The organism is Candidatus Binatus sp. (assembly GCF_030646925.1).
Taxonomy (GTDB): Bacteria; Desulfobacterota; Binatia; order Binatales; family Binataceae; genus Binatus.
In genome coordinates this window covers 1-11,599 of the sequence record NZ_JAUSKL010000066.1, presented here as the reverse complement: position 1 = coordinate 11,599, position 11,599 = coordinate 1, and the positions used below count along the sequence as shown (strand labels likewise).

The 11,599-nt window shown below is 61.3% G+C and carries 12 protein-coding genes and 1 pseudogene; 10 read left to right on the top strand and 3 right to left on the bottom strand.

The genetic code is table 11. The annotated features are described in order from the left end of the window. Positions 1–72 precede the first annotated feature (72 nt). Positions 73–594, bottom strand: a complete 522-nt coding sequence (locus Q7S58_RS10925; protein WP_304824959.1) for a DUF1003 domain-containing protein — start codon at positions 592–594, stop codon at positions 73–75. 131 nt (positions 595–725) lie between these two features. On the opposite strand from Q7S58_RS10925, the gene bioD reads away from it, so the two are divergent. Continuing rightward, entirely contained in the window at positions 726–1,391 is a 666-nt protein-coding gene (gene bioD, locus Q7S58_RS10920) for a dethiobiotin synthase (protein WP_304824956.1), read from the top strand. Between the two features lie 193 nt (positions 1,392–1,584). Here bioD and Q7S58_RS10915 read toward each other — a convergent pair whose 3' ends face one another. Next, positions 1,585–3,102: a N,N-dimethylformamidase beta subunit family domain-containing protein gene (locus tag Q7S58_RS10915; RefSeq protein WP_370655500.1), complete on the bottom strand. Its 1,518-nt coding sequence runs from the start codon at positions 3,100–3,102 to the stop codon at positions 1,585–1,587. Then, positions 2,987–3,404: pseudogene (locus Q7S58_RS22160) on the bottom strand (N,N-dimethylformamidase beta subunit family domain-containing protein). Before Q7S58_RS22160 ends, Q7S58_RS10915 begins: the two are co-directional and overlap by 116 nt. Before the next feature lie 878 nt (positions 3,405–4,282). Here Q7S58_RS22160 and xseA point away from each other — a divergent pair. The 9 genes from xseA (at position 4,283) to Q7S58_RS10865 (ending at position 11,393) form a co-directional block, all read left to right on the top strand. Next, entirely contained in the window at positions 4,283–5,638 is a 1,356-nt protein-coding gene (xseA, locus tag Q7S58_RS10905) for an exodeoxyribonuclease VII large subunit (protein ID WP_304824947.1), read from the top strand. 8 nt (positions 5,639–5,646) lie between these two features. Next, positions 5,647–5,928, top strand: a complete 282-nt coding sequence (locus tag Q7S58_RS10900; RefSeq protein ID WP_304824944.1) for an exodeoxyribonuclease VII small subunit — start codon at positions 5,647–5,649, stop codon at positions 5,926–5,928. A gap of 13 nt (positions 5,929–5,941) precedes the next feature. Next, positions 5,942–6,718, top strand: coding sequence for a TlyA family RNA methyltransferase (locus Q7S58_RS10895; RefSeq protein ID WP_370655503.1), 777 nt, complete (start codon positions 5,942–5,944; stop codon positions 6,716–6,718). Continuing rightward, positions 6,715–7,692, top strand: coding sequence for an ROK family protein (locus tag Q7S58_RS10890; protein WP_304824938.1), 978 nt, complete (start codon positions 6,715–6,717; stop codon positions 7,690–7,692). The genes Q7S58_RS10895 and Q7S58_RS10890 overlap by 4 nt, the downstream gene beginning before the upstream one ends. Before the next feature lie 155 nt (positions 7,693–7,847). Then, on the top strand, positions 7,848–8,843 hold the full coding sequence (locus tag Q7S58_RS10885; RefSeq protein ID WP_304824936.1) for a LysM peptidoglycan-binding domain-containing protein: 996 nt from the start codon (positions 7,848–7,850) through the stop codon (positions 8,841–8,843). Between the two features lie 133 nt (positions 8,844–8,976). Beyond that, on the top strand, positions 8,977–9,339 hold the full coding sequence (locus tag Q7S58_RS10880; protein ID WP_304824933.1) for a hypothetical protein: 363 nt from the start codon (positions 8,977–8,979) through the stop codon (positions 9,337–9,339). Positions 9,340–9,343: 4 nt separating this feature from the next. Continuing rightward, positions 9,344–9,826 (top strand): DUF2231 domain-containing protein, encoded by a 483-nt coding sequence (locus tag Q7S58_RS10875; RefSeq protein ID WP_304824931.1) that lies wholly within the window; start codon positions 9,344–9,346, stop codon positions 9,824–9,826. Positions 9,827–9,844: 18 nt separating this feature from the next. Continuing rightward, complete coding sequence (locus tag Q7S58_RS10870; protein ID WP_304824928.1) at positions 9,845–10,663, top strand: type II CAAX prenyl endopeptidase Rce1 family protein; 819 nt, start codon at positions 9,845–9,847, stop codon at positions 10,661–10,663. A 70-nt stretch (positions 10,664–10,733) separates the two neighbouring features. Continuing rightward, positions 10,734–11,393 carry a nitroreductase family protein gene (locus Q7S58_RS10865; RefSeq protein WP_304824925.1) on the top strand — a complete coding sequence of 220 codons (660 nt, stop codon included), beginning with the start codon at positions 10,734–10,736 and terminating at the stop codon, positions 11,391–11,393. The last annotated feature ends 206 nt before the right edge of the window (positions 11,394–11,599 follow it).

Genomic DNA, 11,599 nt, shown 5'->3' with positions numbered 1-11,599 from the left:
TGACGAAAAACGCGCCGGACATCTCGTCGATGCCCGGCGCGTTTGCTTTTCCGCAATCCGCGGCGGCGAGGATCACGCCTGCGGCGAGTTGCCATCCGGCGGCGTGGCGTCGAGTCGTCCCATGATTGTCTGATGCTGCGCTTCGATCCGCCGCAGGATGTCGATCATGACTTCGTCCTGCTGCTCGAGATGCGCCATGATTGACTTCACTTCGTCCTCCGCCTTGATATTGACGACGTAGTCCTGCTCCGCCATCAGGCGATCCTTCGTGGCTTGCCGGTTCTGCGACATCATGATGATCGGCGCGGCGTACGCGGCCTGAAAACTCAGCGTGAGATTCAGCAGAATGAACGGGTAAGGATCCCAATGGTTGATGTAAGCGATGACGTTCAGGCTGATCCAGAACGCGAGCATGACCGACTGGACAACGATGAAGGGCCAACTGCCCATCACTGCCGCCAGCCGGTCGGCGATCTGCTGGCCGCGGGTGAACTCCTCTTCGTGCAGCTTGTTGATGTTCCGAACTGGCGAGTGTCGATGGCTGTGGCGGATGCGCGCCTTTTCCCATTTTTCTATGATGCTGTTTGCGGTCATCGATAATCCTCCGCGACTTCGGATGCGGCGATTGCGCGCGCATCGAAAAGGGGGCTCAATTGGGACGTTTCGCGAGCATCATTGTGCTCGCTAGTACGATTTTTTCCTAATTTGCGCTCCAGGTGAAGAAGATGGGCCGGCGATTTCTAATCACGGGCACGGAGGGTGGCGTCGGCAAAACGACGATCGGATGCGCGCTCGGGTTCGCATTTAGAGCGCGCGGGATGCGAGTCGGCGTGATGAAGCCGGTCGACACTGGATGTATCGACCGTGACGGAGAATTGTACTCGGCCGACGCGCAATCGCTGGCGCTGGCGGCTTCGTGCGCGATACCGCTCGAGACGATTTGTCCTTATCGCTATCGCTCGCGGCTCGCGCCGGCCGTCGCCGCCGAAGTCGAGCAATCGCCGCCACCCGATATCGCAACTATCTCGCGATATTTTCGCGAAATCGCCAATCAGAGCGACGCACTGCTGGTCGAAGGCGCCGGCGGGCTTGCCGATCCGGTGGCATGGGGAACCGACTTTGCCGATCTCGCCGCGATGCTCGATTTGGAAGTCGTCGCGGTGGCCGCGAATCGTCCCGGATGCATCAACGCTGCGACGCTTGCACTGAGCTACATGGAGGCGAAGTCGCTCAAGGTGGCAGGCCTTATCCTTTGCGATGTCGATCAGGAGGAATCGCCCGCTACGCGGACCAACGAGCGATCGTTACAACGAATTGCGGGACCGCTCTATCTCGGCCGGATGCGATATCGCGAACCGCTCGCCAAGTCGATTGTCGAAAGCCTGCTCTAGTTCATTCACAACCAGGACCGAAAAACATGACAAAGGCGGATTTACCGCCGCTCGCAGATCGCGGTACCGACGTCGGCATCATGGTACTTCAACTGGGATCAATGCAGCGGACGGTCGATTCGGCCGCTTCACTGAGGGATTTTCTGTCCGGCGCTCACATAATGGATCGTTACAGTTCATTGCCTCCATTAGACTATGGGGCTGGAGATTGCGGGAACAGAGCTAGCAAGGAACCCACGTTGGCCGCGGCCGAAGCCGCAGTAGCGACCTTGTTGCCGGTCGCACCGCTGGTCGATAGAGGTAGATCGGCTGCAGCGACTCCGATGCCAAAGCCTTTAGCGTCGTTGCCGGCCGAGAACGCAAAGGTGTAAGTGGTGGGCTCGGGCGGCGAGCTTGGAACCAGCCGGCGATAGACCGCTTGTGCGACACTCGAGCCTGAGTTATCGCGCCGTACCAGTGTCCATCCGGTAGGCGGGGTAATTATCGTGCCGGTTCCGCCGCGCACCGCGATTTCAGCAATCATCAGATCGTTAGGTTGCAAGTTGGCCGGCCTGGTAATCACAACCTGACTGCCGCCGCCGATATTTGTGCTGCCAGTACCGATGCTGCGGAGCGTGACCCTCGTCGGCGTGCCGGTCGGAGTCGGGGTTGCCGTCCGAGATGCGGTCGGTGTTGCGACAACTGTTGAAGTTGGCTTCACCGTCGGAGTCGCAGCGATCGTCGGAGTCGCCGTTCGACTGGAAGTTCGAGTCGAGGTCGGCGTCTTTGATGGGGTGGGTGTCGCACCGGTGTCCGTTACAAATTGATTCAGCAGGTTGCGAGTCATCTGTTGTGCGGGCGCGCTGACCCGCGACGAAGAAGGTCCCCAAGGAGAGATGTCGCTGAGACCCCAGTCCCAGTGGATACTGCCTGCTCCAAACACCCATGCTCCACTTGATGCCCGATAGATGGTCATGTCCGCAAACTGGGTGCTGCCCGATTTTGTTGTATATGGAGAGTGCGCCAGCACGACCGTGTTGGCCGGCTGATTGCCGAACTCGCGATCGACCTCGTAGCCGAGCAATCCAGTCAATTTGCTTCCGTTCTGTAGCCCAGTGTTGGCAAAGATCCAATGAGCCGCGTTAACCACGACGATATCGGTGTCAACTGGCCCATAGTCGTACATAACACCCACAAGCGCGTCCTCAGGTTGACCAGGCAAGTTGCCGTGCGGCGAACGGAATCGAGTGGTGATCTGTGGATAGGTAGCGGGATTCTGGGCCGCCGGGTCTTTGGCGGCATCTTGCTTGTAGCCCACGAGGGTGCGGTTGGGAGCACCGTTGATGGGGCTAGGCTCATATCGAACTTGCCAGTAAATCGAGTTGGCGCCAAAAAAAGCCAGGTTGATGCCGTGATCGCGGGCACTCGTGACGTTCTGCCTCATTTCCAGCGTCCAGTATTCGTCGTGTGCGACGGACATGTATCCCTTATGCCGGGTTAACGAAGCGGGGTTCAAATGCGTGTCGACATCGGCCTGATAGGCGACGTCGTACCCTTCCTTTTCCAAAAACCCGATCATGTCGAAGTCGAAATTCAATAACTGTCCGGCTCCCCAACTACCGTCGTAAGGACGGCTGAAAGAAACTTTGACCGCGGAATTCAGGCCGGCGCCCCCCCTGCTGGGCTTGAGGAATGCTTGCGGTACTGTTGTAAGTGTAAAGCGATTTGCCACCCCATGCGTTGTAGGCCTCGTAGGTATTCATGCTTACGTTGAACAGGAGATCGGAATTCCTGGTATCGTCGCGCACTACGAATGTACCGCTGCTGGCCGGCAGAGCCGGTGAGCTTGACCAGATAGAAGCCGCTAACCCACTGAGTCGGGTCAAGATTGGAGGTGGCTATCGTATATGGAAATTGCCAGTCACATTCCGTCATCCCGGTTACTGGGTCGGGGGTGGGAATCGTTTGGACGTGACCCGTAAGAGTGATCGGCTGGGTGATGCGCCTGCCGCCAATCCCGCCGTACCATCCCATGCGAAAGACTTCGAGAGTAAAGGTGGGATCCGCGGTGTTGGCGAAAAAGCTGATCGAATCGCCACGGTTGATGCTGTTAGCAGAAGCATAGCCTTCGATCTGCCGAGTTGTCGCGGGATTGCTCAATCGCCATGCGGTGGTGCCCGTTTTGGCATTTTCGAGCTGAATCGGATTCTGTGATTGCGCAAGCGTCACCTGTTGGAAGTAAAGGACAATGACGCAGACCAGCAGCGATGCGTAGATTACATGCCCCCCAACTGTTCGCCGAAGTTTCATTACCGACCGCCTTTCTTGTCCTTTGGACATTGGAGCGGAGAAGATTTCTTACCAACCGGCTAGCGGCACTCGCGAGCTTACGGCAGATACCAATTCGGCAAGTGATGCTACCGGTGATGAGCACAGGACCGATGAGCAGCAAAGCGCGCAGACCGATCATCCGTTGAAACAAACGAAAGCCGCAAAGCTCTAAAGGTTAGCTGCGTTCCCCGAAGTCCCGGTTTTGGTCGCATAACCCCACATTCCTGCGGAGACACTCGTTTTGCGTCCGTTGGGGTTCTCTCGATTGTATGCGAAAAGAATACGGCGTGAATCGGTTGGAGTCAAGAGAAACATGTTTAAAGTGGCTCATGAAAAGAAATGACCGGCGAACAGGATTCCAATTGATACAGGTCCACTCAAGTGTAGGGGCAGTTTACCCAAAAATACGAAGAGCAAGCCAAGTTGGACAACTCTGGACGATTCGGGTCGCCGCGAATTTGACGAGATGCTATCCGGCCGACGCCGCCCGGACTGAGATCGCCTAGCTAGGATGCGCGAATCGTTAATCGATCGACGCCGCGTTGTAGGAGAGCCCAGAGCGATTCTGATAGGTTAGAGCAATGGACGGGCAGCTCGATCTCGTGCTGCGCGGCCGCCGCTCCGGCCTGATCAGTGTATCGGACCTGTTGCGGCGGGTCCGCGACGCGCTGGAATCCAACCTCGATGAATACTGGGTGGTGGGCGAGATCTCGAATGCTCGCCTGGCGCCGTCCAATCATTTCTACTTCACGCTGAAAGACCAGCGCGGCGCGATCAGCGCGGTGATGTTCAAGTCGGCGTTCACGCGGCTGCGCTTCAAGATCACCGACGGCATGGAAGTGATCGTGCGCGGGCGCGTGAGCATCTTCGATTCGCGCGGCGCGTTGCAACTCTATGCCGAAGAGATGGAGCCGCGCGGCGTCGGCGCGCTGCAAGTCGCGTTCGAGCAACTGAAGCGCCGCCTCGAAGCTGAAGGGCTGTTCGAACAGGCTCGCAAACGCCCCCTGCCCTACCTGCCGCGCGTGGTCGGGATCGTCACGGCGCGTGGCGGCGCCGGACTCGCGGACATGCTGCGCGTGATGCTCGATAGGTTCCCCAACCTGCGCGTGCTGTTCAGGCCCGCGAAGGTGCAAGGCGCTGGTGCGGCCGACGAAATCGCTGCGGCGATCGCCGATCTGAATCGCGACGGCCGCGCCGAGGTGCTGATAGTTGGGCGCGGCGGCGGTTCGCTCGAGGATCTGTGGGCTTTCAACGAAGAAAAAGTCGCGCGCGCGATCGCGCGTTCGGCGATTCCAGTAATCTCGGCGGTTGGCCATGAAGTCGATTTCACGATCGCCGATTTCGTCGCCGACCTGCGCGCGCCTACGCCGACCGCGGCGGCGCATCTGGTGGTGCCAAATCACGCCGAGCTCAAGGAGCGCATCGCCAATATCGAGGCTGCGATGCGCGCCGTGATGGAGCGCGAAATCTCGAGTTTGCGCGAGACGGTGGACGATTTCGCCGGCCGCTTGAGGCATCCGCGGGGCCTGCTGCTCGAAGCGCGCGAAAGGATTGCCGGTCTCGACGCGGAACTCGCGGGCGCGATCACGTCGCGAATCGCGGGCGAGTATCGCGTCGTGCAGAATCTATCGCAGCGGCTTCGCGGTCCCGCCGCGATGATTCGTGAATTGCGAGCGGCAATCGAGCGCATCAATGATCGCCTGACGCGCGGCGCGCAAAGCGCACTCGAGAGCCGCCGCCGTGCGGTCGGCGCGATGGCCGGCAAGCTCGACGCGCTGTCGCCGCTCAAGGTGCTCGAGCGCGGCTACAGTGTGGTGATCAATTCGCGCGACGGTCGCGCCGTGCTCGACGCGGCTACGGTTCAGATCGGCGACTCGCTCGATATCACGCTCGCGAAAGGACGGCTCGGCGCACGCGCGACGGCGAGGTCGAGCTAGCAATGCCGATGGCGGCCAAGGCGAAAAAATTCGAAGACGAATTGAAGGATCTCGAAGCGATCGTCAATCGAATCGATTCGGGCGAACTCACGCTCGAGGAATCGATCGAGGCATTCGAGCGCGGCGTCGTGCTCGTCAAATTGCTCAATCAGAAACTCGACGACGTCGAGCGCAAGGTCGAATTGCTGACGCGGAGCGCCGGCGGCGACCTGCGCACGCTGCCGTTTGAGGAAAATCTCGAGGAAATCAAGTCTGCCGGCGCAAAGGACGACGACGAAACCCCCTTCTAACAATGGTCCGGGCATCCGCGCGCGGCGCGCTGCAAAGCCGCTGCCGCGCTTCCGACTCGACGCCGAAATCGCGCGCCGAGGCCTTGCCGACAGCCGCGAAATCGCGCAACGCCTAATCATGGCGGGCCGGGTGCGCGTCAATTCACAGCCCGCCTACAAGGCCGATCTCAAAGTCGATTCGGCGACGCAGATTTCGCTGACAGCCGGGACCCCCGAATACGCATCGCGCGGCGCGTACAAATTGATCGCCGCGCTCGAGCATTTCGGTCTCTCGGTGGAAGATCGGCTCGCGATGGACGTCGGCGCTTCGACCGGCGGATTCACCGACGTACTGCTGCGGCGCGGCGTCAAGGGCGTAATCGCGATCGACGTCGGCTACGGCCAGCTCGCGATGAAGCTGCGCGAAGATCCGCGCGTCACGATCATGGATCGGATGAATATCCGGCTGGTGACCAAGGCGGAACTTCCCTACACGCCGAACCTGGTGGCGATCGACACCAGCTTTATTTCGCTGCGATTGGTCATCCCGGCGGTGCTGCCGCTGATCAAGGCGCCCGCCGATATCGTCGCGTTGATCAAGCCGCAGTTCGAAGTCGGCAGAGGCAGGGTCGGCAAATCGGGCGTGGTGCGTGATGAAAATCTGCGCCGCGAAACGGTGGCCGGGATCATCAAGTTCGCCGAGGAAATCGGACTCGAAGTTGCCGGCGCGATCGAGTCGCCGATCGAGGGCGCCGCCGGCAATCGCGAATACCTCGCGTTGATGAAGTATTCCGGCGCCATCCCGCGATGACGCGCGCGTTCACGGTCGGCCTCGACATGGGCGGCACCAATATCCGGTGCGCCGCCGTGTCGGTTGACGGCGAAGTCCTGCTGATGAATCGCGGGCCGGCGCACGCATCGCGCGCCGCCATCGCGGTCGCAGTAAATATCGGTGATCAACTGATCGCGTTGCTCGAGAGCGCTCGCCTCCGCGGCCTCGGCTCGCCGAAAGCGATCGGCGTCGCGGTGCCGGGACCGCTCGACGTTTACTCCGGAATCGTGAGGGCAGCGCCGCACGTCGCGGCATGGCACGGGTTCCCGCTCAGAAGAATGCTCGAGGCGCGAATCGGCCGCCGGGTGATCGTCGAGAACGACGCTAACGCGTGGGCGCTCGGCGAGTTCTGGCGCGGCGCCGCTCGAGGCCGCAGCGACGTAGTGCTGTTGACGCTCGGCACCGGCGTGGGCGGCGGGCTGATCGTCGGCGGCAAGCTGGTGCACGGGCGGAGCGGGATGGCCGGCGAATTGGGGCATATCACGGTGAATCCCGACGGCCCGCCCTGCGATTGCGGCTCGCACGGATGCCTCGAATCGTACGCCTCCGCCTCAGGCCTTCGAGGCTTGCTGGTGCATCGCCTGGACTTGTCGCCCGATGCGCCGCTGCCGGAGAACATCGTCGATGACGGCGGCAATTTCTCGGTGCGCAGGATGTCGGCGCTGGCGCGCGCCGGCGATGCGCTCTCGCTCGAACTGTTCGCGATCGCGGGCAGCTATCTTGGAATCGCGGTCGCGTCGCTGCTCAACGCTTTCAATCCGGAACTGGTGGTGATTGGCGGCGGAGTCGCCGGCGCCCTGCCCTATATGCGCAACGCCATGAACGCGCAAATCAAGGTGCGGGCGTTTGCGGCGATCGCCTCGCAGGCGAAGATTGTGCGCGCGGCGCTGGGGCCAGCGAGCGGCGTGGTTGGGGCCGCTTACGCCGCACTTCATCCGCCGGAGCGGAAATGATAGGCGAATTGACGTCGAATCCGCCGCTCGTTCCATCCTTAGGGCCATCGACTGGCGTGAATATTTCACGTTTCTTTATTCCGGGAATCCGCACTAGCCGTATTCAAATACGACGAAGTTTGGCATACGCTGATAGTTAAGGGGGGCGCCCCACAATGGACGCGCAGTGGATGTCGTTATCGAGAATCATACTGGCGCTTGCGATCGCCGTTATCGTCGCCAGCGCGCAGAGTGGTTTTGCGCAATCGGACTTTTCCGAGCGAACGATTCCCCCTTCGGCGCCCGCGCCGCGACCTGTCCGTCCGCGACCGGCGCCTGCGACGCGGCTTGCGCCCGTCGATCCCGAAGCTGCCGACGAGCCTGCTGAAGACGCGCCGCCCAAGCCGATCGCCAAGCCCGTGCCCGCCGGCATGATTCCTTACACGGTGCGCCCCGGCGACACTCTGGGGACGATCGCGCAGATGTTCGGTATCACGCCGGATGACCTGGCGAAGGCAAACCGGCTGCACCCCGACAGCGAATTGATGGCCGACGCGGTGCTGAAAGTGCCCAAGCCGTTCGCCGCGGAAGTATCGACGCTGAAGAACCAGGTCGAATCGCTCAACGCGCAGTCGCAGGCGGCGCAACAGAAGGCCGACGCCGCCGAAGAGCAAGTCAAAACTCTGCAGGCGCAAACGCAGGAACTGACCGGCGACAACCAGGAATTGCAGCGCGGCCTCAAGCTGCTGCCGTGGTGGCGCGCGACGGCGGTTAGTATCGGAATCGCGGCGCTGATCATGTTCGGCGTGATGGCGCTCACGCTGTTCGAATGGTGGCGGATGCGGCGCCGATTCGTCGCGCTGGCGGAGATGACTGACGCGCTCAGCCGCCTCGATCACAAGTACAAGGCGATGCTCGCGAAGGCGGAGTTGCGGCTGCAGCAGCTCTATGGACGCCGCCGGCAGGGAATCACCGAAGGACAGCCGCGTCCGAAGATGCCGGAAGAGATCGAAATCGAGCGGCTGAACGAAGAGCTGAAGGAAATCTTGCAACTCCATCTGCAGCGGATGGGCGCGCGCCTGCAAGGATCGCGTCGGCGCAAGGGATGGCGCGAGATGTTCGGCGGTGGCGACGTAAGCTCGGCGGTCGAAGCCCGCTCCGCGCGCCGCTAGCATCCTCTCTATGGCCCGTTCGGGCCCGCGTGCGATAACGTATCCTCAACTATACGGCGTACGTGATGCGCACGCGCAGATCGGCGCAGATCGCATCGATGCAACATTCGCGCAAAATTTGCGGAGGTGAATCGTGAACAGGCTCGCAACTTATGCAATCTCAGTTTCGATCGCGCTCACAGCAGCCGGCGTCGCCCTCGCTGCCGATGCACCCGCCAAATCCGTCACCGGCAATCTCGAAGACAGCTACTGCTACGGCACGATGGGTGCGAAAGGCGCGAGCCACAAGATGTGTGCGATCAGATGCGCCGCCAAAGGCATCCCGGTCGCGCTGGTCGAAAAAGGCACCGACAAGATTTATGTTCTGCTGCCGAACAAGGATGAATCGCCGCTGCCCGACGACGTGACGCATCGCATGGAAGACGAAGTCACTGTCACCGGCAAGGAATACAGCAAGGGTGGCGCGAACTTCCTGGTCGTCGAATCCGTAAAGTAGCGCGGTGATCGAGCGCGTGCTGCCGGGCGTCGGCGGCCTGCAGAATATTCACCCGCTGGTCGTCCACTTCCCGATCGCGTTTCTGTACGGCGCGGCGCTGGTTTATGCGATCGCGTGGTTTCGCGGCAGCGAGGGGCTTCAGTGGACCGCGCTCTGGATCCTGATTCTCGGCGCGATCGGCGCGGCGGTATCGCTCGCGACGGGCCTCTACGCCGATTCGGGCGTGATGATTGCTGAATCGGTGCGGCGTCAATTGCTCGATCATCATAAGCATCTGATGATCGCCGCATCGATCCTGACGGGATTACTGACCGTGTGGGCGCTGATCGCGCGGCCGATGCCCTCGCGCGGCCGCTATGTTTTTCTGGCCGGCTTGCTCGCGCTGCTGTGGCTGATCGCGTCGGGCGCCGATCTCGGCGGGCAGTTGGTGTACGGCTACAACGCGGGCGGCGACGCCTGTTCGCAACCAATCGATTTGCGCAGGTAAAAGCGTATCGAAACCGCCGTGGCGAACCGCTCGAATCTGTTCCGCGAAGCGTTACTGCTGATGGCGCTGTCGCTGATCGGCGCGTTGCTCGAGTACCCGCTCGCGCTCATGCTGAAATCGATCGATCGCTCGGAAGTCGCGCGCACGATTCCATTCCTGATTGTCGCGTCGGCGCTGACCGGCCTGATTCCCGCAGTGCTCAAGTCCAACGCCGGCTTGGGCTTACCCGGCGCGCCGATTATTTCCGCGCGAATCGCCGGCGCACGATCCGCCGAATCGCTCCGTAGCCTCGGCTGGATCGCACTCCGCTACGCATTCTTCGCGGCAATTCTCGGCGCGCTCGCGCTGTTCATCGTGATCGTGCCGATGATGGTTCTGCATCCGGCGGGCGAGCAGATTTCGCTCCCCAAATCGCCGATCCTCGGCACCGCGCCCGGCAGGCTCGCAGGCGTCGGCGCGATGGTGGCGATCGCGGCGGCGTTCAGCGAAGAGATCCAGTTCCGGCTGGTGCTGACGGCGGTGTTCGCGTGGATAATTTCGCGGCTGTCGCGCGCCGAGCGCCCGGGCAAAGCCGCGCTCTGGATTGCGACGATTTTGCAGGCGTACGCATTCGGCATGATCCATCTGGTGCCCGTCGCCGGACCGTTGCTTCACAACAAACTCGGGTTGCTGATCGGTGGCCTGATGATGCCGCAAACGTGGGAGGGCGTGGTGTTCGGGCGTCTGTATATCAAGCGCGGACTCGAGGCCGCGATCCTCGCGCACGGACTGATGGACGCGGGATTGTTTGCGCTCGCGGCGCTCGGCATGTGGCAATCGCATCTCGGCGCGGGTTGATCTATCGTCGGCGCGCGCGCGCCTATCTTGATTTTCGATGCGGCGCGCGTGACCACAGGAGGCAGGCATCATGGCTGAGATGGGAGCTTACGAAGCGATGAGCACGTTGCGCGCGGTGCGGCGCTTGCGGCCCGATCCAATTCCCGACGCGGTGCTGCATCGCGTGCTCGAAGCGGCCACCTTTGCGCCGACCGGAGGCAACGTGCAGCCGTGGAGAATCGTGGCGGTGAAGGATCAGGCGCTCAAGGGACCGATCGGGCGTCTCTACAACGAGCGATGGATCAACTACTCGAAAATTTACCGCGCCGCGATTCCTGCGACCGCGTCAGCCGAGGCGCGGGCGCGCGCCGAACGCACGCTCAAAGCGGGCGACTACCTTGGCGAGCATTTTCACCAGGCGCCGGTGATCGCGATCTTCTGCTTCAATCCGAAGAACATGGCGATCACCGATGCGAAACAGGATCGGGTTTCCGTCGTGGGCGGCGGATCGGTGTACACCGCAGTCGAGAACCTGCTGATCGCGTGCCGCGTCGAGGGTCTCGGCTGCGTGCTCACGACACTGCTCTGCGAGTGCGAGCCGGAGGTGCGCCAGGTGCTGTCGATTCCCGATCCGTGGTACACCGCGGCGGCGATTCCGATCGGCTATCCAGTCGGGCGCGGCCACGGCCCGCTGATTCGTAAACCGGTCGAACAACTCGCGTACCTGGATTCCTGGGGCAACCCGATTTGAGGGAGTGGTCTTTCGACGGCGAAATCGAAGCTAGAGATCAAGGTAAAAGATCTCACCCCGACTCCCTAGCAGGCTGTTGAAAAATACAAATTGTTGGATTTAGCTACACACTTACTGATCTCGAATGATCTCAAGAGGCTTGTACGCTTCGCGATTGGAGGCGAATTTTCCAAATTCACCCTTTAATCAACATCCTGCTAAGGGAT

Bases quoted from the DNA above. Each gene is read 5' to 3' on its own strand.
- Q7S58_RS10925 (WP_304824959.1), bottom strand. From the start codon at position 594: ATGACCGCAAACAGCATCATAGAAAAATGGGAAAAGGCGCGCATCCGC.
- bioD (WP_304824956.1), top strand. From the start codon at position 726: ATGGGCCGGCGATTTCTAATCACGGGCACGGAGGGTGGCGTCGGCAAA.
- xseA (WP_304824947.1), top strand. From the start codon at position 4,283: ATGGACGGGCAGCTCGATCTCGTGCTGCGCGGCCGCCGCTCCGGCCTG.
- Q7S58_RS10900 (WP_304824944.1), top strand. From the start codon at position 5,647: ATGGCGGCCAAGGCGAAAAAATTCGAAGACGAATTGAAGGATCTCGAA.
- Q7S58_RS10890 (WP_304824938.1), top strand. From the start codon at position 6,715: ATGACGCGCGCGTTCACGGTCGGCCTCGACATGGGCGGCACCAATATC.
- Q7S58_RS10885 (WP_304824936.1), top strand. From the start codon at position 7,848: ATGGACGCGCAGTGGATGTCGTTATCGAGAATCATACTGGCGCTTGCG.
- Q7S58_RS10865 (WP_304824925.1), top strand. From the start codon at position 10,734: ATGGCTGAGATGGGAGCTTACGAAGCGATGAGCACGTTGCGCGCGGTG.